The organism is Bradyrhizobium sp. 138, assembly GCF_023074075.1.
GTDB lineage: Bacteria > Pseudomonadota > Alphaproteobacteria > Rhizobiales > Xanthobacteraceae > Bradyrhizobium.
In genome coordinates, this window is record NZ_JADPKT010000100.1 from 1 (window position 1) to 20,952 (window position 20,952).

At 64.5% G+C, this 20,952-nt stretch carries 22 protein-coding genes; 12 read left to right on the forward strand and 10 right to left on the reverse strand.

Annotated features, from left to right (window positions below):
• A partial coding sequence (locus tag IVA79_RS35650; RefSeq protein WP_247561874.1) for an HAD-IC family P-type ATPase occupies positions 1–799 on the forward strand: 799 nt, incomplete at its 5' end.
• Positions 799–966 (forward strand): cbb3-type cytochrome oxidase assembly protein CcoS, encoded by a 168-nt coding sequence (gene ccoS, locus IVA79_RS35655; RefSeq protein WP_247561875.1) that lies wholly within the window; start codon positions 799–801, stop codon positions 964–966. The genes IVA79_RS35650 and ccoS, both read left to right, overlap by 1 nt.
• Here the strand turns inward: ccoS and IVA79_RS35660 are convergent.
• Entirely contained in the window at positions 963–2,162 is a 1,200-nt protein-coding gene (locus tag IVA79_RS35660; RefSeq protein ID WP_247561876.1) for an MFS transporter, read from the reverse strand. The two genes, ccoS and IVA79_RS35660, sit on opposite strands and share 4 nt — an antisense overlap.
• Before the next feature lie 156 nt (positions 2,163–2,318).
• Entirely contained in the window at positions 2,319–2,801 is a 483-nt protein-coding gene (locus IVA79_RS35665; protein WP_247561877.1) for a cupin domain-containing protein, read from the reverse strand.
• 370 nt (positions 2,802–3,171) lie between these two features.
• Between IVA79_RS35665 and IVA79_RS35670 the strand changes: the two genes are divergently transcribed.
• Positions 3,172–3,888, forward strand: coding sequence for a peroxiredoxin-like family protein (locus IVA79_RS35670; protein WP_247561878.1), 717 nt, complete (start codon positions 3,172–3,174; stop codon positions 3,886–3,888).
• A gap of 48 nt (positions 3,889–3,936) precedes the next feature.
• Here IVA79_RS35670 and IVA79_RS35675 read toward each other — a convergent pair whose 3' ends face one another.
• Positions 3,937–4,818 (reverse strand): LysR family transcriptional regulator, encoded by an 882-nt coding sequence (locus IVA79_RS35675; RefSeq protein WP_247561880.1) that lies wholly within the window; start codon positions 4,816–4,818, stop codon positions 3,937–3,939.
• 177 nt (positions 4,819–4,995) lie between these two features.
• On the opposite strand from IVA79_RS35675, the gene IVA79_RS35680 reads away from it, so the two are divergent.
• From IVA79_RS35680 to IVA79_RS35690, 3 genes are all read left to right on the forward strand, one after another.
• Positions 4,996–5,820: a 3-hydroxybutyrate dehydrogenase gene (locus IVA79_RS35680; RefSeq protein WP_247561881.1), complete on the forward strand. Its 825-nt coding sequence runs from the start codon at positions 4,996–4,998 to the stop codon at positions 5,818–5,820.
• A gap of 70 nt (positions 5,821–5,890) precedes the next feature.
• Positions 5,891–7,039: a patatin-like phospholipase family protein gene (locus IVA79_RS35685; protein WP_247561883.1), complete on the forward strand. Its 1,149-nt coding sequence runs from the start codon at positions 5,891–5,893 to the stop codon at positions 7,037–7,039.
• Between the two features lie 91 nt (positions 7,040–7,130).
• Positions 7,131–8,075 carry an oxygenase MpaB family protein gene (locus tag IVA79_RS35690; protein ID WP_247561884.1) on the forward strand — a complete coding sequence of 315 codons (945 nt, stop codon included), beginning with the start codon at positions 7,131–7,133 and terminating at the stop codon, positions 8,073–8,075.
• 260 nt (positions 8,076–8,335) lie between these two features.
• Here IVA79_RS35690 and glgA read toward each other — a convergent pair whose 3' ends face one another.
• Positions 8,336–9,751, reverse strand: coding sequence for a glycogen synthase GlgA (glgA, locus tag IVA79_RS35695; protein WP_247561886.1), 1,416 nt, complete (start codon positions 9,749–9,751; stop codon positions 8,336–8,338).
• 193 nt (positions 9,752–9,944) lie between these two features.
• On the opposite strand from glgA, the gene IVA79_RS35700 reads away from it, so the two are divergent.
• The 3 genes from IVA79_RS35700 to IVA79_RS35710 all read left to right on the forward strand — a co-directional run bounded on the left by IVA79_RS35700 (position 9,945) and on the right by IVA79_RS35710 (position 13,573).
• Positions 9,945–11,144, forward strand: a complete 1,200-nt coding sequence (locus IVA79_RS35700) for a CoA transferase (protein WP_247561887.1) — start codon at positions 9,945–9,947, stop codon at positions 11,142–11,144.
• A gap of 148 nt (positions 11,145–11,292) precedes the next feature.
• Positions 11,293–12,360 (forward strand): alcohol dehydrogenase, encoded by a 1,068-nt coding sequence (locus IVA79_RS35705; protein WP_247561889.1) that lies wholly within the window; start codon positions 11,293–11,295, stop codon positions 12,358–12,360.
• A 133-nt stretch (positions 12,361–12,493) separates the two neighbouring features.
• Positions 12,494–13,573 (forward strand): isocitrate/isopropylmalate dehydrogenase family protein, encoded by a 1,080-nt coding sequence (locus IVA79_RS35710; protein ID WP_247561890.1) that lies wholly within the window; start codon positions 12,494–12,496, stop codon positions 13,571–13,573.
• Between the two features lie 35 nt (positions 13,574–13,608).
• Here the strand turns inward: IVA79_RS35710 and IVA79_RS35715 are convergent, their stop codons facing one another.
• From IVA79_RS35715 to IVA79_RS35730, 4 genes are all read right to left on the reverse strand, one after another.
• Positions 13,609–13,896 carry a hypothetical protein gene (locus tag IVA79_RS35715; protein WP_247561896.1) on the reverse strand — a complete coding sequence of 96 codons (288 nt, stop codon included), beginning with the start codon at positions 13,894–13,896 and terminating at the stop codon, positions 13,609–13,611.
• Between the two features lie 104 nt (positions 13,897–14,000).
• Complete coding sequence (locus IVA79_RS35720) at positions 14,001–14,822, reverse strand: enoyl-CoA hydratase (RefSeq protein WP_247561912.1); 822 nt, start codon at positions 14,820–14,822, stop codon at positions 14,001–14,003.
• Between the two features lie 323 nt (positions 14,823–15,145).
• On the reverse strand, positions 15,146–15,517 hold the full coding sequence (locus IVA79_RS35725) for a helix-turn-helix transcriptional regulator (protein WP_028179980.1): 372 nt from the start codon (positions 15,515–15,517) through the stop codon (positions 15,146–15,148).
• 29 nt (positions 15,518–15,546) lie between these two features.
• Positions 15,547–16,596 (reverse strand): LysR family transcriptional regulator, encoded by a 1,050-nt coding sequence (locus IVA79_RS35730; RefSeq protein WP_247561913.1) that lies wholly within the window; start codon positions 16,594–16,596, stop codon positions 15,547–15,549.
• A 484-nt stretch (positions 16,597–17,080) separates the two neighbouring features.
• On the opposite strand from IVA79_RS35730, the gene IVA79_RS35735 reads away from it, so the two are divergent.
• Together IVA79_RS35735 and IVA79_RS35740 are read left to right on the forward strand one after the other, a co-directional pair.
• Positions 17,081–17,347, forward strand: a complete 267-nt coding sequence (locus tag IVA79_RS35735; RefSeq protein WP_247561915.1) for a hypothetical protein — start codon at positions 17,081–17,083, stop codon at positions 17,345–17,347.
• Between the two features lie 206 nt (positions 17,348–17,553).
• Complete coding sequence (locus IVA79_RS35740; protein ID WP_247561917.1) at positions 17,554–18,285, forward strand: cytochrome c biogenesis protein CcdA; 732 nt, start codon at positions 17,554–17,556, stop codon at positions 18,283–18,285.
• A 12-nt stretch (positions 18,286–18,297) separates the two neighbouring features.
• Here the strand turns inward: IVA79_RS35740 and IVA79_RS35745 are convergent, their stop codons facing one another.
• Both IVA79_RS35745 and IVA79_RS35750 read right to left on the reverse strand, forming a co-directional pair.
• Entirely contained in the window at positions 18,298–19,755 is a 1,458-nt protein-coding gene (locus IVA79_RS35745) for a sensor histidine kinase (RefSeq protein ID WP_247562160.1), read from the reverse strand.
• 236 nt (positions 19,756–19,991) lie between these two features.
• Positions 19,992–20,333: a DUF1236 domain-containing protein gene (locus IVA79_RS35750; RefSeq protein ID WP_247561919.1), complete on the reverse strand. Its 342-nt coding sequence runs from the start codon at positions 20,331–20,333 to the stop codon at positions 19,992–19,994.
• Between the two features lie 126 nt (positions 20,334–20,459).
• Between IVA79_RS35750 and IVA79_RS35755 the strand changes: the two genes are divergently transcribed.
• Entirely contained in the window at positions 20,460–20,693 is a 234-nt protein-coding gene (locus tag IVA79_RS35755) for a hypothetical protein (protein ID WP_247561921.1), read from the forward strand.
• Positions 20,694–20,952: the final 259 nt, after the last annotated feature.

Consider the following 20,952-nt stretch of genomic DNA (forward strand, 5'->3'; position numbering starts at 1 on the left):
CAGCCGGCTCGCGCTCTCGAGCCATCATCCGGTCGCCGCCGCCATCGCACAAGCGGCCGGCGCCAGGTCCCCTGTTGTCGGTGCGGTCGAAGAGCCCGGGCAGGGCGTCCGCGCGACCGTGGACGGCGTCGAGCTTCGTCTTGGCCGACCTTCTTTCTGCGGCGCGGAGGCACTGGTCGGCCGCGCCCTGGTCGATCCCGAAGCCTCCATCGTCGCTTTCAGCAAGGGCAGCGAAAGCTTCATCCTCTCGGTCCGCCAGGGCCTGCGTCCGGATGCGCAGACTGTGATCGCGGCACTGAAGGCGCGCAATATCGGCATCGAGATTCTCTCCGGCGATCGCGAGCCGGCCGTGATGGCGGCGGCCCATGCGCTCGACATTCCCGAATGGCGCGCCGGCGTCACGCCGGCTGACAAGATCGCGCGGATCGAGGAATTGAAGCGGCGCGGCGCAAAAGTGCTGATGGTCGGCGACGGCATGAACGACGCGCCCTCGCTCGCGGCAGCCCATGTCTCGATGTCGCCGATCTCGGCTGCGCATCTCAGCCAGGCCACGGCCGATCTCGTCTTCCTCGGCCGGCCGCTCGCGCCGGTGGTTGCTGCCATCGACGCCTCCCGCAAGGCGCTGCATTTGATGCGGCAGAACCTCTGGCTCGCGATCGGCTACAACGTTCTCGCCGTACCGGTTGCGATCAGCGGCGTGGTGACACCCCTGATCGCGGCTGCGGCCATGAGCGGATCCTCGATCCTGGTCATGCTGAATTCGCTGCGCGCGCGCACCGCCTCGCGGGAGATCGTGTGATGGAAATCCTGGTCATCCTGGTTCCACTGGCGCTGATGCTCGGCGGTGCCGGTCTCGTCGCCTTCCTGTGGTCGCTAAGGAGCGGCCAATACGACGATCTCGACGGCGCCGCCTTGCGCGCCATCGCCGACGATGAGTCGCCGCAGGAAGCCCCAGTCAAACGCTAGCGCTTCAGGGCGAAGGTGAGCAGGGCGGCGACGCCGAGGGCCACGCCGACGCCGAGCACGCAGGCGTGCCATCCAAAGGCGTCGAACAGGCGCCCCAGCACGGCCGTACCGACCAGCCCGCCGCAGAAGTAACAGGCGAGATACGTCCCGCTGGCGATGCCGCGGTTGTCAGCCGCCGCCTGTCCGACGAAGCCCGTCGCTGCGGCCTGCGCGAAGAAGGTGCCGATGCCGATCAGAACCATGCCGGTGAGCACCTCGCCCAGATGCGGCGTCAGCATTAATGGCAGGCCCAGCCCGGCAACAGCGAGCGAGCCCCAGATCGTGGGCCGCGTTCCGAGCCGCGCCGCCACCTTGCCGGCCAGAAGTGTCGTGACGACCGATGGCAGGAACACGAGATAGACGAGGCCGATATCCATCATGCCGAGCGACAGCGGCGACCGCACCAGAACGAAATTGACGAAAGTGAAGGTGCCGATGAAGGCGAATAGAATGCAGAAGCCGATGCCGTAGGCCGCGCGCAATCGCGGGTTGCGCCAATGCGCGATCGTGGCGGCCAGCGGAGATCCCGCCGGTGCTATCGCATGCATCGGCGGCACGTGCTTGATCGTGAAGTAAACCAGCACCGCGCCCGCCAGGTTGAGGGCCGCGAAGAAATAGAAATTCCAGGCCAGGCCGAGGCCGTCGGCGACAGCCGCCGAGATCAGCCGGCCGACGAGGTTGCTGGCAACGTTTCCGGTGATGTAGGCGGCGAAGGCGCCGCCGGCGTCCATCGCGCTGCATTGCTCGCCGAGATAGGCGAGGGTGAGCGCGAAGGCGGATGCCATGCACAGGCCTTGCGCGACCCGCAGGGCGGTGAAGACAGCGAGATTTGGCGCGATTGCCAGCAGGCTCGTCGGGATTGCGAGCAGCGTGAGGCTAAGCAGGATGCCTGTCCGGCGGTCGATGTGCGGGCTGAAAAAGCCGACGACGAGGCTGGCCGTGGCCATGCCGAAGGTGCTGGCATTGACGGCAAAGCCCATCGCCGCGGGTGTGACGTCGTAATGACGCGTCAGCGAGGGCAGGATCGCCTGCGTCGCGAAGAGGTCGACGACGGTCAGGAACGCGGTGAGGCCGATCACGAGCGATCGCAGCCAGAGACCCTGCGAGTGCGCCTCTATCGTCGTCGCGGGTTTGATTGGCGCAGAAAGGTCTGTCATGTCGTTGCGCTCCCTCATGCCTCATGTCATTCCGGGTGCGGCTTCGCGACCCGGAATGACATTGGGCTATCGCACTTGGCGCTTTGTCAGCCCGAGCGCGCGCCTCGTCCAAGGAGCCCGCTCAAAGCGGGCGTCTCGAAGGATGGCCGCAGCGAATCACATGTGGTGGTCGTTGGGATCCTTGCGGACGTCGCCGACATAGAGAATGACGGTTTCCTTGCCGAGGTTCTTCCACCAATGCGAAGTGCCGTAGACCTCGGGGCGGATGTCGCCGGCCTTGTGCACGATCGGATCGACGCAGTTGGAGGCGTATTCGACGATCTCGCCCTGTTGCACGAAGATCAAAGCGGGACGGTCGTCATGGCTGTGCCAGGGCACGATGCCGCCGGGCTCGATGGTCAGCTTGCGGAAGCGCAGCTCGCGGCCCTCGATATGCGCCGGCTGCTTGCCGAGATCGATCGCTCCGAGCGTGACGTCGGTAACGCCGACGGGTTTGTGGTCGACCATCTGCTGGGCGTTCGGCTTGGTCTTGCCGGCCGGGCATTCGCCGGCAACGACCGGCTGCGCCGAGAACGTGAGCGCGCCGACGATGGCAAGGCCTGGCCAGATCAGACGCGACAAGGCATGGCACTTGGACATGGGGAGGTCTCCTGTGTTGGCCGCAACCCCGCTGGTCGCCGGCTATGACGGGAGCTTCATCGAGATCGCCTTCCTTCTGAAATGCCGGCTTGCTCTCGATGCGATAGCGCCGCGCTATGTTGATGCGCGGCGGCTATCGATCCGATTGGGCAACGGCATTTCCGCTTTGGCGGCATTCGGCGTCCGATGGCAGGGCGCTCGATTGGCGGGCGTTCACGTCAATCCGGAGGAGCACCCATGCCGAAATTGTCCAAGACCTTGATCGCCGGCAATTTCTACGTGAACTGATCCGGCCTGGCGTCGCGGCCGCCCCTTGCGGGCGGCCAAACCGGGAAACTAATATTCGCCTCAGGACATGCCGGAGCAGAAGATGACATCTCTCACGCTAGCCGATGCCGAACAGCTCAGGCTTGCCTTCCAGCGCTGCCGCGACATGGACGGCACCCTGAACGAACAGCTCCGCGCCTACGCCGATGCCAGCCGTGCAGTCTTTCCGGCCTATGGCGAGGCAGTCGATCGCCTGGTGGCGAGGCTGGGCGGGAACGGCGGTGGCGAGGCCGCGCCGCGCCCGGGCGATGCGATGCCGCCATTCATGCTGCCGGACGAGGGCGGCCGCCTCGTCACGTTGCCTTCGCTGCTGGAGCGTGGTCCGCTCGCCGTGATGTTCTTCCGCGGCCATTGGTGTCCCTATTGCCGACTCAATGTCCGTGCCGTGGTTCAGGCGCAAGATCGCATCAAGGCCATGGGGGCGCAGGTCGTCGCAATCATGCCGGAGACGCAGGAATACACTGGGCGGCTCAAGGTCGAATCCGGCGCGCCGTTTCCAATTCTGACCGACCTCGACAACGGCTATGCGCTGTCGCTCAATCTCGCGATCTGGCTCGGCGCCGAAATCCAGCGCCTGTTGTCCTATCAGGACATGGCGAAATTCCACGGCAATGACGGCTGGATACTGCCGATCCCGGCCGTGTTTGTGATCGGTCGCGACGGGATCGTCAAAGCCCGCTTCGTCGATCCCGATTTCCGCAAGCGCATGGAGATCGATGACCTGCTCGCGGCGCTGGAGAGCGTGAGCCGGGAGAGCTGAGTCGCAGCCTTCTCTCAAGAGGGGGAGAAGGGAGGAGGTCGGTCCCCGCTACCCTGCGATCTCGCGCCAGTCGGCGCCGCGCAGCATCCGCATCACCGCATTGGCCACCGCCGTACGCTGCCGGCCGGCCACGCCGTAAAGGCTGACGGTGCGGCGGGCGTCCAGCCCGGCGACGGCAGCGCGCGTCAGCTTCTCCGGCAGGGGCGAAGTGTGCGGCACCATGGCGACGCCGATGTCGGCCTCGACGAGCTCGATCAGGTCGCGCTCGCTCGAAATCTCGTGGCCATGCTCGATGCCGTGCTCGCGCAGGCTCGCGGAGATGCGGCGCGCGTGCTCGCAGAAAGTCCGGCTCAGCAGTTGCTCCGAGCGCAAATCGTCCAGTTCGATGCTGGTGCGGCCGGCCAGCCGGTGACCGTCGCTGACGACGAGCTCGAAGCTCTCGGTGAACAGCGGCCAGACATCGAGCCGGTCCCAGGCCTCGTCGATTTCGGCGGCGATGCCGAGCTCGGCTTCTCCCTTCTTGAGGAACTCGCCGACCTCCCGGTTCGAGCCGCGCAGGAAACGGAATTCGAGCCGATTGAACTGCCGCCTGATCTCGTTGAGATGCGGGATGAGCAGCGCGAGGTCGATCGAATGGGTCAAGGCAATGCGCAGTGCGCCGACCTCGCCGCTTCGGAACGAGGAGGCGAGCGAGCGCGCGCCGGCGGCGGCGTCAAAACACTGCTTCAGGAGCGGATGCATGCGCTGGCCGAGCTCGGTCAGTTGCGCCGCCGGCCGTTCGCGGCGGAACAGGTCGCCGCCAAGCTCGGCCTCGAGCTGCTTGATCGCGCGCGTCAGCGAGGGCTGCGTGACGTTGCACTCCTCCGCCGCGCGCGTGAAATTGAGCAACTGCGCCACCGCGAGGAAATAGCGGACCTGGTGCATTTCCATGGATCGGCTCCCAGCAAAGATGGTGGACCTTATCCGATCGGGCCGGCGAATGACATCCCGGCCGCAATAGCGCGCGCCTATGGATTCGGAAGCCAGCCGGTATTTCCGTTTGGGCCGACGATCGTCCAGGGTTCTGCGAAGGCTGGCAGCCCAGCCATCGCCAACGGAGATCGTGCCATGAACATACCGCTGAAGCCGCAGACGTCTCAGCCTGCACGCGCGCTCGCCGGCAAGGTCGCGCTTGTCACGGGTTCGACCAGCGGCATCGGTCTTGGCATCGCGCGTGCCCTGGCCGCAGCCGGCGCCGATATCGTACTGAACGGCCTTGGCGTCGCCGGCGAGATCGGCCGGACACGCGAGCAGATCGCTGCCGAGTTCGGCGTCAAGGCGAGCTACTCTCCAGCCGACATGACCAAGCCGAGATCGATCGCGGAGATGATCGCGGCCACCATCGCCCAATCGGGCCGGCTCGACATTCTCGTCAACAACGCCGGTATCCAACACGTCGCGCCGCTCGATCAGTTTCCAGTCGAGAAATGGGACCAGATCCTCGCGATCAACCTGACCTCGGCCTTTCACACGACGCGGCTCGCGCTGCCGGCAATGCGTCAGAACGGTTTTGGCCGGATCATCAACATTGCCTCAGCGCACGGCCTGGTCGGGTCGCCGTTCAAGGCAGCCTATGTCGCCGCAAAGCACGGCATCGTCGGTCTGACGAAGGTCACAGCGCTGGAGACCGCGGAGGAGGGCATCACCTGCAACGCAGTCTGTCCCGGCTACGTTTCCACGCCGCTGGTCGAGGCGCAGATCGACGGACAGGCAAAGGCGCACGGCATTTCCCGCGATCAAGTGATCCGCGACGTGCTGCTGGCGCAGCAGCCGAACAAGCGCTTTGCCACGGTCGAGGATCTCGGCGCGCTGACGGTGTTCCTGACGACGGACGCAGCCGCTTCGATCACCGGCATCGCGTTGCCGGTTGATGGCGGCTGGACCGCGCATTGAGATGGGTCGGCGCAACAAGCCGCAGCGACCCGCCAATATCCGATCGGTGCAAGCTCACCAGGAGCGAGACATGAACGGCATGCAGGACAACACGCAGAGCAAGGTGACGAATTTGCCAGGTCAGGTCGTGCTGGTGCTCCAGGGCGGCGGCGCGCTCGGGTCCTACCAGGCCGGCGTGTATCAGGCGCTGCATGAGGCCGGGATCGAGCCGGACTGGATCATCGGCACCTCGATCGGCGCCATCAATGCGAGCTTGATCGCGGGCAACGAGCCCGGCCAGCGGCTGGCGCATTTGAAGGAATTCTGGAAGCGGATGGAGCAGAATCCGGTCTGGAATCTGCGTACCGCGTTTCCCGGTTTCAATGAGAAACTGGCTTATTGGTCGACCGTCACCAACGGCATTCCCGGCTTCTTTCGCCCCAATCCGTTGGCGCATGCCGGCGATTCGTATCCGCTGGGTGCCGATCGCGCCGGCTTCTATTCGACCGCGCCGTTGGAGAAGACGCTGCTCGAGCTGGTCGATTTCAGCCTGGTCAATCGCTGCTCGCCGCGGTTGACGGTCGGCGCGGCACATGTCCGCAGCAGCCAGATGCGCTATTTCGACAGCCGCGACGGCGAACTGACCGTGAAGCACGTCATGGCCTCGGGCGCGTTGCCGCCGGCGTTTCCGGCGGTGCGCATCGACGGCGAGCTCTATTGGGATGGCGGCATCCTGTCCAACACGCCGACGGAGGCTGTGTTCGACGATAATCCGCGCAAGAACTCGCTGATCTTCGCCGTGCATCTGTGGAATCCGATAGGCGCGGAGCCGACGACGATGGCTGAGGTGCTGAACCGGCACAAGGACGTGCAATACTCAAGCCGCATCGCGAGCCAGATTGCCCGCCAGCAACAGGCCCACCGCCTGCGCCACGTCATCAACCAGCTCGCCGCGCGCCTGTCCGAGAGCGAACGCCGCGACCCCGCGGTGAGGGAATTGACCAGCTACGGCTGTCCGACCCGGATGCATGTCGTGCGGTTGCTGGCGCCGCAGCTCGACCGCGAGACCCATACCAAGGACATCGATTTCAGCCCGTCCGGCATCATGCGGCGCTGGGACGCCGGTTATGCGCACACGCGGTCTGTGCTCGAACGAAAACCGTGGATCGGCGAATTCGATCCGCTCGCCGGCGTGGTGCTGCACGAGCATATGGACGTGCTGCCGATTGCGGCGGAGTGAGGGCCTTGTGCATGATTGTCTTGCGCGGTGACGATGTCACGAGCGCGCATTCTGGGCTATTGTCGCGGCATCTTCGTCGTGAGGCTTGCCATTGGTTGCCGAAAAAGATCTGGAATCGACCCTCGACCAGGTTCGCGCCGATGCGGCAGGACCGGTTGCTGGCGTGTTCGGTCCTGATACGCTGACCTGGCGGATCGACCGGGAGGCCGTCATCTTCCTCGGCGCCGGCCGCGCATTGTTGCTGCAACTGGCCCATCCGTGGGTCGCGGCCGCCATCGCCGAGCATTCCCGCACCTTTGCCGATCCGATCGGCCGCTTCCATCGCACCTTCGATATCGTCTTTGCCATGGTGTTCGGCTCGCTCGACCGGGCATTGCTGTCGTCGCGCCAGCTGCACCGGCGTCACAGCATGATCGTCGGAGCGATGCCCGAGACTATCGGCCACTTTGCGGCAGGTTCGCGCTATTGTGCCAACGACATCCCGTCGCTGCGTTGGGTTCATGCGACGCTGGTGGAGTCCGCGCTGATGGCGCACGACCTGGTCCTGCCAGCTCTCTCGGCGGAGGAGCGCGAGCGTTACTGGACCGAGAGCCGGCTGTTCGGTGCCTTGTTCGGGTTGACGGCGGATGATCTGCCGGCGGACTGGTCGGGCTTTAGCGCCTACACCGCGGCGATGGCGCAGTCGGAGACACTGACCGTCAGCCCGGCGGCACGCGAGATCGCCACGCAGATTCTTGGCGGCCCGCGTCCATGGTTACGGCCGCCGCGCTGGTATCGTGCACTGACGGCGAGGATGTTGCCGGAACGCCTGCGCATCGGCTTCGGGTTCGAGCTCGATGCGCGGGACACCAGATCCGCTGACCATGCGCTGAGATGGATCAGGCGCGTCTATCCAAGATTGCCCAATAGGCTGCGCTATGTCGGCCCCTACCAGGAGGCGCAGGCGCGCCTGCGGGGCGAGCCGCAGCCCGACTGGATGACCCGCTGCCTCAATCGGGCCTGGATCGGACGGCCGCAGATGGATGTGCGTCGCTGAACGCTCCCAGCGTGTCCCGGACAAGCTGCAACGCATAAGCGTTGCGGACAACGTAAACGCGGCGGCATGGGCCCCGGCTCAGCAGCGCACCGTCGAAGAGACGCTGCGCTGCGTCCGGGGCACGAGCGGAGAGTGAGGCGGGCACTCTTCCAACACCGTCATTGCGAGGAGCCCTTGCGACGAAGCAATCCAGACTGTCACCGCGGAGACGATCTGGATTGCTTCGCTGTGCTCGCAATGACGGAGTACGAGCCTCAGCCTCACACCGACGCCAGCTTCCTGTACAGCGCGCTGTAACTTCCCGCCGAGACGCTCCAGGAGAACGAGCGTCCCATGGCGCTGCGGCGCATGGTGTCGAGCTGGTCTTGTGCCACGAAGGCCGAGAAGGCCCGGCGCACGCCGCCGAGGAAGGAATCGCGCGAGGGTTTTGCGAACAGGAAGCCGGTCTCGCCGTCGGTGATGGTCTCGGCGAGGCCGCCGGTCTGGTGCCCGATCGGCAGCGAGCCGAAGCGCTGGGCGTACATCTGGCTAAGCCCGCACGGCTCGAAGCGCGATGGCATCAGGGTGAAATCGCTGCCTGCAAAGATGCGGCGCGCCTGGGCCTCGTTGAAGCCGATCACCACGCCGATGGCGTCGGGGCGGCGGCGATGCGCGTCGATCAAAGCCTGCTCGAGCGCCGGCTCACCGGAGCCGGTGACCACGATCTGGCCGCCGGCATCGACGATCTCGTCGGCCGCCGACAGCACGAGGTCGATGCCCTTCTGGTGCACGAGGCGGGCGACGATCCCGAACATCGGGCCACGCGAGACCGCAAGCCCGAACTGCTTGCGGACATAATCCGCATTGGCCCTCTTGCCGATCCAATCACCGGCGCCGAATTGCTGGGCGAGCTGGGCGCAGGAGCGCGGGTCCCAGCTCTCGTCGATGCCGTTGAGGATGCCGGTGAGCTCGGCGGCGTCCGAGCGCAGGCGGAGCAGGCCCTCCAGACCGCAGCCGAACTCGGCCGTCGTGATCTCCCGCGCATAGGTGCCGCTGACGGTGGTGAGGTGCGAGGCGTAAACGAGGCCAGCCTTGAGGAAGGAGATCTGGTCGTAGAATTCGACGCCGTCGATATGGAACGAGCTTTCCGGTGCGCCGATCCGCCGCAGCGAATCCTTCGGGAAGAGGCCCTGATAGGCGAGGTTATGAATGGTCAGAATCGACGGCAGCTTGGAGCCGCGCCAGGCGAGATAGGCCGGCACGAGCGAGGCCTGCCAGTCATTGGCATGGATCAGGTCTGCTGCCCAATTCTTGTCCAGCTTGCCCATGGCCAGCTCAGCGGCCGCCGAGGCGAGACGCGCGAAGCGGATGTCGTTGTCCGGCCAGTCGCGCCCGGACTCGTCGCCGTAGGGGTTGCCGGGCCGATCGTAGAGTTGTGAGCAGAGCAGCACGTAGACCGGCATTCCGTCCTTGGTCGCGGCCCGGCCGAGCGAGCAGGCCGGCATTTCCGCGAACGCGGGGCAGCGGCCAACGATCTGAATATGCGTGAGTTGCTCGATGATGTCGCGATAGCCGGGCAGCATGATCCGGATATCGGCAAAGGAGCGGAGGGCGCGGGGGAGGGCGGCCGAAACGGCGCCAAGTCCGCCGACGCGAACGAAGTCGTCCATCTCTGTGGTGACGAACAAGACCCTCAAGAACAGCTGCCCTCTGTCGATCCCGTTTGCTGCTATGCAAGAACGGGTCCAGTTGTCCCGGAATTCCCAAGCCCGCCTATAAGACGCGTCGGTTCGGTAAAGACTTTCCTACTCAGCCGCCGCCCTCTAGGGTCGTCGCGTCAACAACAGAGAACTTCGAGAGTTCCTAAGAGACCCAAGGACGTAAGCAGGCATGCAGCTAGCAGATAAGCATGAGGGGACGACGACAAAGGCCTTCGCAGGCCTGCGGGTCCTGGATTTTTCGACCACCATCGCCGGTCCCCACTGCGCGCGCATGCTCGCCGATATGGGCGCCGAGGTCATCAAGATCGAGACCGAGGGCGGTGAGACGATGCGGACCCGACCGCCGCTGCGCCAGGGCTGCAGCACCGCGTTCGGCCAGCTCAATGTCGGCAAGAAGAGCCTGGTGCTCGATCTCAAGTCCGAAGACGGCAAGGAGGCGGTGTGCCGGCTGGCGGCTACATCGGACATTCTGGTCGAGAATTTTCGCCCCGGCGTGATGCAGCGGCTGCGGCTCGACTACGATAGCCTGCGTCAGATCAACCCGAAGCTGATCTACTGCTCGATCTCGGGCTACGGGCAGACCGGCCCCTCGGCCGAGTTGCCGGCCTATGCGCCGGTGATTCACGCGGCCTCCGGCTACGACATGGCGCATCTGTCTTACCAGCCCGGCCGCAACCGCCCCGATTATTGCGGCATCTACCACGCCGACGTCGTCAGCGGCACCTACGGCTTCGGCGCGATCGCGTCCGCGCTCTATCAGCGCACCGTGACAGGACTAGGCCAGCACATCGACGTCTCCATGATGGAAACGATGCTTTCGCTGACGCTGACCGAGCTGCAGACCTCGCAATTCACGGTGAAGCCGACGTCGCGTCCCATGTTCGGGCCGACCGAGACGGCAAGCGGCTATGTCATGATCACGGTCGCCAGCGAGAAGACGTTTCAGGGCTTGATGGGCGTGATCGGCCGGCCGGAATGGATCTCCGATCCGCGCTTCTCGACCTATGCCGCGCGCCGCGAGAACTGGGTCGAGATGATGGACGGCGTCGAAACCTGGTCACGGCGGCTCACAACCGATGCGTGTCTCGCAGCGCTGGGCGCGGCCGGCGTGCCGGCTTCGGCCTATCGCACCGTGTCCGAGGCGCTGACCGATCCGCAGCTCGCGCACCGGCAAGCGCTCTCCGAGGTGCGCGACGAGGGTGGCTCCTTTCAGGTGCTCAACCTGCCATTCCGGATGTCGGGCGCCGACACTACGCCGGCCAAGACGATAGCAGTGCTCGGCGAGCATACGGATGCACTGCGCGACGAGATCGGCCTCGCCGATGATGCGCCAATTCCGACTGGCAAAACGGCGGCGGCGACACACTGAAGGCCGAGTGTCGTGCGGCAAGCAATGCGGCCTTGCGTTCCGTCGGCTTGTCATCATCGGCTAGCGTCAACTAGACAGACCCTGGTTTGTCTCGTCACGCCACCCATGGCATGGTGGCGACAACGATAAGCATGCCGGGAGGACGCCGATGAAGAGTTTCAAGGTTGCCGAGTTCAAGGCGCCGCTGCAGGAGTTCGACGAGGCGACGCCGCAGCCGTCCGGCACGCAGGTACTGATCAAGGTGAAGGCGGCCGGCGTCTGCCACAGCGATCTCCACATCTGGGAAGGCGGTTACGATCTCGGCCATGGCCGCAAGCCGCTGTCGCTGAAGGATCGCGGCATCAATCTGCCGCTGACCATGGGGCACGAGACCGTCGGCGAAATCCTCGCCTTCGGCCCCGACGTGAAGCCGACCGATCAGGGCGATCTTAGGCTTGGCGATGTCGGCCTCGTCTATCCCTGGATCGGCTGCGGCAAATGCGCGACGTGTCTGGCGGGTGACGAGAACATGTGCCTGACGCCGCGTTCGCTCGGCGTCTATTGCGACGGCGGCTATTCCGATCACATGCTGGTGCCCCATCCGCGCTATTTGCTCAACCTTAGAGGGCTCGATCCCGCGACGACCGCGCCCTATGCGTGCTCCGGCGTCACCACCTACAGCGCGCTGAAGAAAGTCGAGCAGCATTTCGACACGCCAATCGTGATGTTCGGTGCCGGCGGCCTCGGCCTGATGGCGCTGTCGCTCCTGAAGGCGATGGGCGGCAAGGGCGCGATCGTGGTCGATATCGACGCCAGAAAGCGCGAGGCGGCGGAGAGGGCCGGCGCGCTCGCCACCGTCGATCCCAAGGCACCAGATGCGCTGGAGCAGCTTGCGAAGAAGGTGGGCGGGCCGATCCGTGCCGTGATCGACCTCGTCGGCAATGCCGCAACGACGCAGCTCGGCTTCGATTGCCTCACCAAGGGCGGCAAGCTGGTCATCGTCGGCCTGTTCGGCGGCGGCGCGACCTGGGCGCTGCCGCTGATTCCGATCAAGGCGGTGACGATCCAGGGCAGCTATGTCGGAAACTTGCGCGAAACGCAGGAATTGCTCGACCTCGTGCGCACCAAGAAGGTGCCGCCGATCCCGGTGACGACGGCACCGCTCGCCAAGGCCAACGACGCGCTGCTGCAATTGCAGCAGGGCGCGGTGGTCGGGCGCACGGTGTTGACGCCGTAAGCGCAGCTCTCTCCCTCGTCATTGCGAGGAGCGAAGCGACGAAGCAATCCAGACTGTCTCCGCGGAAAGATTCTGGATTGCCTCGCTTCGCTCGCAATGACGACTTGGCTAACTCCTTTCTCGAGGCCTTCCCATGTCCGCAAACAACGCCTTCCACATTGCCGTGCTCGCCGGTGACGGCATCGGTCCCGAAGTCATGGCGCCGGCCATCGAGGTGCTACGCAAGACCGAAAAGAAGTCGGGCTTGAGCTTCCGCTTCACCGAGGCACCCGCCGGCGCCAACAATTATCTCGCCACCGGCAAGTCGATGCCCGACTCGACCATCAAGCTCTGCGAGCAGGCGGACGCGATCCTGCTCGGGGCCTGCGGTCTGCCGTCGGTGCGCTACCCCGACAATACCGAGATCGCGCCGCAGATCGAGCTGCGTTTCATCTTCGATCTCTATGCCGGCGTGCGGCCCGCACGCCTCATTCCCGGTGTGCCGAGCCCGATCGTCGGTGCCGACCAGCGTGGCATCGATCTCGTCGTGATCCGCGAATCCACCGAGGGCCTGTTCGCCTCGATGGGCAAGGGTGTCGTCACCCATGAGGACGCGCGCGAGACCATGGTGATCACGCGCAAGACGTCGGAACGCCTGTTCGAGTTCTCGTTTCGCCTGGCCGAGCGGCGCAAGGCGCGCGGCAAACCGGGAATGCTCACCTGCGTCGACAAGGCGAATGTGTTCAAGGCGTTTGCGTTCTTTCGCGGGATCTTCGACGAGATCGAGAAGAAGCATCCTGATGTGAAGACCGACCGGCTCTATGTCGATGCCTGTTCGGCGATGCTGGTCAAGCGGCCCTGGGATTTCGACGTGATGGTGATGGAGAATATGTTCGGCGACATCGTCTCCGACATCACCGCGAGCCTGATCGGCGGCCTCGGCATGGCGCCGTCGGCCGATATCGGCGACAAATACGCTGTGTTCCAGCCCTGTCACGGCACCGCCCCCGATATCATGGGGCAGGGCAAGGCCAATCCCACCGGCATGATCCTGTCGGCGGCGATGATGCTCGACTGGCTCGCCGACAAGCACGGCATCGAGAGCGCGGCGGAGGCTGGCGAGACGATCGAGCGTGCGGTGGATCAGGTCTATGCCGGCGGCATCAAGCCGATGGAGTTCGGCGGCGGCAACGGGACGGCGGATATTACCAAGGCGGTGCTGGCGGCGCTGTAGTCAAAGGAAAAGGGGCCCGCAGGCCCCTTTGTCGTTTACCAGCGGCGCCAGTGGTGATGGCGGTGACCCCAGCCCCACGGACGCGGACCATAGAAGCGTCGCGGGCCGCCATAATAGCCGTAGGCGCCATAATAGTTCGGACGCCAGAAGCAACGGCCCCAGGGGTTGCAGACCCAGCGCACCTGATCGACGTCAGCGGCCAGTCCGCTCGCGATTCGATCCGCCTGCGGAATGCCGTTCGGCATTGCCGCGAACGCCGAGCCCGAAGCGAGCGCTACACCGCCCAAGGCAGCCAGACCAAGAACAGCAAACTTGAGTTTCATCGCAATCTCCCTCGTAGGTGGCGAGAGAACTTTCGACAGATCAACCGGTTGCTATCGGGGTGCTGCAGCGCGCGGATTTAATCTTCCTGAATGAAGGTTCAGATTCAGCGTCCCTGGAACTTGGGTCGGCGCTTCTCCATGAAAGCTTGCCGACCCTCGCGGAAATCCGCGCTGTCCATGCAGGCATGGCCGACTGCCTTGATCGCCTCCATATCGCGCTGGCTTTCGTCCTTCAGCACCTGCGCGATGGTGATCTTGGCGGCCTTGATCGCGAGCGGGGCATTCTCGGAGATGGTCTGTGCGATCGTCATGGTCTCGCCCCAGAGCGCGCCCTCCGGGAACACGCGCTCGACGAGACCGATGCGCAACGCCTCGGCGGAATCGATCCGCATGCCCGTGTACATCAAGAGGCGCGCCCAGGACGGGCCGACCAGCGACACCAGATGCTTCAAGCCGTCATAACCATAGGCGATGCCGAGCCTGGCCGCGGGAATGCCGAACTGGCTGCCGTGTGCGGCGATGCGGATGTCGGCGAGCATCGCGACCTGCATGCCGCCGCCGAGGCAGAAGCCCTCGATGCAGGCAATCGTCGGTTTGGGATAGTCGGCGAGCAGCGCACGCTGCGCCGCGCTACGCTTGGCATATTCCTCGGACGCGGCCGCGTTATGGCGCGTCTTCTCGAACTGGCTGATATCGGCTCCTGATACGAACGCCTTGCCGCCGGCTCCGCGCAGGATCACGACGCGCACCGTCTCGTCGTCGCGCAAGGCCGTCAGCGCCTCGCCAAATCCCTCCCACATCTCCAGCGACATCGCGTTGCGCTTGTCGGGATTGTTGAAGGTGATCACACCGACGCCATCGGCTGCGTGCTTGAGGATCTTGCCGTCCGCGTAAGGCGTTTCGATCGTGCTGAAAATGTCGGGCATCGCGCGCTCGCTGGTCGTTGACGAGGTGCAATGTGCTGCGGAGGCGTTGCCGGGGTCAACGGCGGCAAACGAGGCGATTGGCATTCGCCTGTGCCGCTATTGCATGGCGGGGCGCCCCGTGTTCGCAAGCGGGGGTGAATGCCAGGCAATCGGGCAATAAAAAGGGGCGGTCAGACCGCCCCCGACAAGCAAAGGCCGCGCGCGGGACGCGCGCGGGCCAAGACGGACGCAAGGACATGCGATCCGGGTCCCGTTCAATCCGGCCGCGCCCCCGTGGCGCGGCGGATTGAAGATGGGCCGGAAAAGCAGACCGTCGATCGATCTCAGCTCTCGTTCGCCGCGATCGATTCCATCAGCGAGACGAGCTGACGCTGCACCGTCTGGTCCTTGATCTTGCTGTACGCGCGCAGCAAGCGAAGGCTGAAGGCGCTGTCGAGGAACAGCAGGCTCTCGACTTCGCGGGCCTTGTTGTCGCCGTCGTAGAAGAAGGTCACGGGCACATCGAGGGCGGTGGCGATCTGCTGAAGCCGAGCCGCGCCGACACGATTGACGCCCTTCTCGTATTTCTGGACCTGCTGGAAGCTGACGCCAAGCTTCTCGCCCAGCTCGGCCTGCGAGATCTTCATCTCGACGCGCCGCAGGCGGATCCGCTTGCCAAGCTCAATGTCCGGCTTGCCGGCACTGCGCTGCTTCATTCTTTTCGCCGCTGCTTTCATCTCTGTTCTCACCTTTGTTCTTCGGTTGAAAATCCCCCGAAGAGCTGGGTCAGGGGTTCGCCCATATACGAGTCCTTGAATTCATGCGGGTGCACGAACTCTTCCTTAAACCACGGGAAGCGAGCCGGACTGAAAGCTTCGATCAGCCAGTCGATCATGTGCCGCACGCGCGGAATACGGCCGCTACCGGGATGGTAGGACAACCAGATATCCAGCGGTCGGTTCAGCTCGACCTCCAGTAGAATCAATTTCCCGCCAAGCGCGATGGCGTAGCTGGGGAAGACGCCGATGCCGGCGCCATTCGCGACCGCCCAATAGTTGGCGCTCGAGACGTTGGTCTTCATGACCAGGAGGTCACGTTCCGAAACGCCCGGGAAGAAGCTCTCGAAGGATTCCTTGGCGGCAAGCTGGTCGGCGAATTGCAGCACCAGGCGATGCTTGATCAATTCCGCCGCTGAACGCGGCGCGCCATGCTTTTCGATGTATTTCTCGGAGGCCCAGAACATCAGGTGCATGCGGCCGAGCCGCACCAGCTTGATGTCGAGCGCCGAGGGACGCGACAGATGGATGGCGACGTCGGCCTCGTGACGCGAGACGTCGGCCGAACGCATCGCGCAATGCAGGTCGACCAGGATCTTCGGATAAGCCTGCTGGAATTCAACCAGGCGCGGGGCGAGCCAGAACGTGCCGAGCCCCTCGGTGACGGCGACCCGAACCTCGCCGGACAGGGCATTGGCCATCGAATCGCTGGCCCGCAGCACGTCGAAGGTAGCGGCCTCCATGCGCTCGACGGCGGAGACCACCAGCGCGCCTTCATCGGTGAGATGGGTGCCATGGACGTCGCGGGTGAACAGCGTCGTGCCGGTCTGGCGTTCGAAATCGTCGATTCGCCGGCGCACGGCATTGATCGACAGCGACAAGCGCTCGGCCGCCGACCGGAAACTTCCGCATCGGACGACTTCTAGAAATATGCGGGCCGTATCCCAATCAGAGAGGCCGCTGAGATTTGTCTTTGGGCGTTCCGCCAGATGAACGCCCCTTTCCGCTAAGGAGTGCATACAATTCCCTTCGGATGGCTAAACTGGCAGAATCTGGCGCAAACCACAACCACTGCGGGTTGGGGGACGTAAAGTTTTGAACGTCATCCTTACTACCGCGTGGGGTGGTATCTGAGTGCTGCCAAGGGCTGGGGAAGCGGGCGGATTATTTGCCCGGATGAGGGGTGTGGCGTGAGTTCCGTTGTGAGCCTTCGAATGGCTGCGGGATTGCAGGCGCTGTCCGCAAAGAATGACTTTGCGCGAGAGCCGGCGTCATCAACCTCGACGGATCAATCACAGCGCGCCAGGCGTTTCCTCCCGGACTGCTTCGACAATGGCCAACCGCGCAGCGCGGCGACGTTGGCCGAAATCGCGGTTCCAGGGCTGAAACCGACTGAAATCAGGTTCGGAGGCGCAGCGGCCTCATGCTATCCTCCGTATTCCATGGGGGCCGAAGGGGTCGTCACAACCACGTCTCGCAGGCCGAATTAACGGAAAGAACGCCGTGTCGCATTCAGACGAACAGTTGCAGTCGGTCCTGGAAACGCTTGAGGAGTGCCGCAGGGTGCTCAACGAGTGCGACAGCCGTGAGTCGGCCGAGCTGCTGTCCATCGTCATCCTCGACGTCAGGATGAAACTCAAAGGAATCGACAGTGCCGATCTCAAGGCATTGTGCGACGAAATGCTGCGGAGCGCTGCGAGCGAGCCGCCGTCCCCTTCCAGGCAGACGCAGGACCAGCCCCGGCGTCCGCTGCTCCGCGTGGTGAAGTAGCCGCGCCGCCGAATCTCGCTTTTTGGCGAGATTCGTGCGTGTCCCGATGCCGCACCTGTGATCGCAGACGGCATCGGGAGGAGCCCTGGTTTCGTGGGCCTCAGTTGCGCATTCCCCGGCATCGGCTACACCAGAGCCGGTTCGGATCCGGGCCGGACGCATTCCCCGCGCGCCGTACCGGCACCTGAGATGGCTCAGACGGCATCATGCAAAATGTTTCGATCCCGGCGGCGCTGATTGCCGGCCTCGTCAGCTTCCTCTCGCCTTGCGTCCTGCCGCTGGTTCCGCCGTATCTGATCTATCTCACGGGCGCCACGATCGAGCATGTCGAGAGCGAAGAGCCGGCCTCGGCCTCCAAGCGTGCGATCATGATGTCGGCGCTCCTGTTCGTGCTCGGCTTCTCCACGGTGTTCGTCGCGCTCGGCGCCAGCGCCTCGCTGATCGGCGGGTTGATCCGTGCCTGGTCGGCGGAGCTGTCGATCCTCGCCGGCATCGTCATCATCATCATGGGCCTGCACTTCCTTGGCTTGACGCGCATCGGCCTGCTGATGCGCGAGGGCCGGCTGCCGATCCCCAAGCCCGTCGGCCTCTGGGGCGCCTACATCATGGGCCTCGCCTTCGCCTTCGGCTGGACGCCCTGCATCGGTCCGATCCTCGCCGCGATCCTCTCGATCGCCGCGGCTGAAGCCACGGTGACTAAGGGCGCCGGCCTGCTCGCGGTCTATTCCGCCGGCCTCGGCATTCCCTTCCTGATCGCCGCGCTGATGATCGAACAGTTCTCCGCGCTATTCGCGCGCATGAAGGGCCATCTCGTCACCGTCGAGCGCGCCATGGGCGTGTTGATGGTGATCACCGGCGTCGGCTTTCTCACCGGTGCGGTTTCGAATGTGAGCATCTGGCTGCTCGAGACGTTTCCGGCGCTGCAGACGATCGGGTAGGGCGTTCCCCCTTCACTGCGCCTCGTCAAGCGTGCAAGTCACCGTGCAGACGACGCCGCGCGGCAGGAAGTCGACGGTTGCCTCGCCGCCGAGCTGGTCGCGCGCGCTGCGCTCGATCAGGCGCGAGCCGAAGCCGCGTTGCACCGGCGCCGTCACCGGCGGTCCACCGATCTCGGTCCAGATCAGCCGCAGCCGCGGCTTCGGCGCTTCAGTGATGACCTCCCAGTCCAGTGTCACCCGGCCGGTCTCGTTGGACAGCGCGCCGTATTTCGCGGCGTTGGTGGCGATCTCGTGCACGATCATCGTCAGCACCACGGCGAGCCGCGGCGACAGCGGCACCGAGGGACCGGCCATGCGGATGCGGTCGGGACCATTCAGCAGGAAAGGCTGAAGGGCACGGGCGATCACGTCCTGGAGCTCGGAGCCCGCCCATTTCTCTTGGCTCAGAAGGTTATGCGCTTCGGCCAGCGCGCCGAGCCGGCCCTCGAACTTGGTCCGCTCGTCCCGGCTGGCGCTGCGGAAGGTCTGCACTGCGATCGCCTGCATCAAAGCCAGCGTGTTCTTGACGCGATGGTTGAGCTCCTCGATCAGGAGATTGTGCAGCATCTCTCCGCGTGCGATCGTAGTCGCCATCCGCACTGCGAAGGTGAGGCCAACCAGCAGCAGGATCCCGCCAATCAGGCTGGTGATCGCGATGTTGCGCCAGAGCGGCGCGATCAACGAGCTCTCGGCGACGCCCGCCACGATCGTCCAGCCGGTCAGCTGCGATCTGGTAAAGGCGGAGGACAGCGCGACACCGTCGAGCGAAACGGTCGAAAGCGCGGCCTCCGGCGTGCGGGACATCGCATCGTAGAGTGCGCCCGACGCCTGCTTGCCGAACGTCTCGCTCGGGTTCGGGGCGCGTGCGAATACGAAGCCCTTGGTGTCGAGCAGGGACACCGTCCAAAGCCGATCGGGTCGCTGCTTTTCCACCAGCTCCTGAAAGATGCCAAGCGGCGGGCTGAAGCAGAGGTCGTAGATCACCTCGCCGTCGCGCAATACCGGGACCTCGACTGTCAGCACCTGCCGCCGATTGATCGCGCCGGTAAACAGGTCGGAATATTGCGGCGATTTGGTCGCAAATACCTTTTCGATGATCTCCAGATTGCCGCGCGGCGGCAGGCTCGCGGTGTCCTCCGTCGTCGAGGAGAACAGCAGCCGGCCCTTGCGGTCGGAGATCAACACGAGGCCGCCCTTGCCATATTGATCGAGGAAGCCGAGCGAGATGCGGCGGAAGTTCTGGAAGTCGCCGTTGCGCAGCGAATTCGTCAGCGCCAGGACCTGCAAGCCGCCCGTCATCCGCTGCACTTCGGAGTCCAGCACGAGGCGCATGCTGCGCACGGTCTCCAGCACGCGGCGAGTCGCGTCGCTGCGGTCTTGCTTGTAATTGTAGACGGCAAGTCCGACGGCGAAAACGATCAGCGGCAACATCGTTCCCGTGACCAGAAGAGCGAGCCGGACCGGCAGGGTGAGTTTTGACAAACGCAGGCGTCCCGGTTCCGGCGCAGCGGCGCCGGATTATCGTTTTGGGAGACCATACGGTCAGGGGTTGCGTTGTGCCACGATTTTCGCGGCCCGCCAGCAGTCCGCAGACGGATTTTGCAGCGCAGTCGGGACGCTTGCGCAGAGGGCGGCCGTCGCCGGGACGGCCGTCCGTCTCGTCATGATCAATCTATTTCCTGCACGACAATGCGTGAGCCGGGATCCACCAGCATCACGCGCTCCCCGGAATAGACGTAGCGATACTTCGTCAGCGACGGACCCCAATCGGCCGGAATGGCCTCGAGCTCGACCTCGCTCGGCACCGTCGCGCCGACGACGATCTTTTCCTTCGTCGTGACCGGGCGAACGCGGTGCTCGGTGACGTAGGATTTGATCTTGGTCCGGTATTGCGGCTCGATCTGAACCGCCGCGTGACCGGTCCCGGTGGTGGTCACCACGGTGGACTGCGCGAAAGCGCCGGTTGAAATCAGGACGGCCGCAGCCGACAGCAGGAACAGCTTTTTCATCTTGTCCTCCTCACTACGCGCCGCAACAACATCTCACCTTCCGTGGCGTTCCTCCGCATAGGAACAAATTGCCATTTTTTCCCGTTTCTGAATTGACCGGGAGCCCGGAAATTGGAGGAGAAGAAGATGATGCTGAAAATTGCGAGTGCAGCGCTGATGGTTGCTGCGTTGTCCCTGCCGGCATTCGCGGCCGACGAGTTCTATGTCGTCCAGGACGTCAAGACCAAGAAGTGCACCATCGTCGACAAGAAGCCGACGGACACGTCGATGACCGTCGTCAGCCCCTCGGGCACGATCTACAAGACGCGCACGGAGGCTGAGAGCGGCATGAAGACCGTCAAGGTCTGCACGTCCAATTAGGGAGAATGCCATGCCTGTATTTATTCTTTGGGCCGTGCCCACGATCATTGTGATCGGCGGCGGCATCTATCTGATTGGTCATATGCACTAGGCCTGTCGAGGGAGGCGAGCGGGCCTTGCGTGCAGCGCACAGGTCCGCAAGTCTTCCGCTTCCACAGGAGGGGAAGGCCATCGGGCTGCCCGCCTGCCGGTAGGAGCGCAAGTTGCAGTGCAGCAGGTGGTGCAGGAGCAGCCTGCGACGAAGAATGCGCTCGGCGCG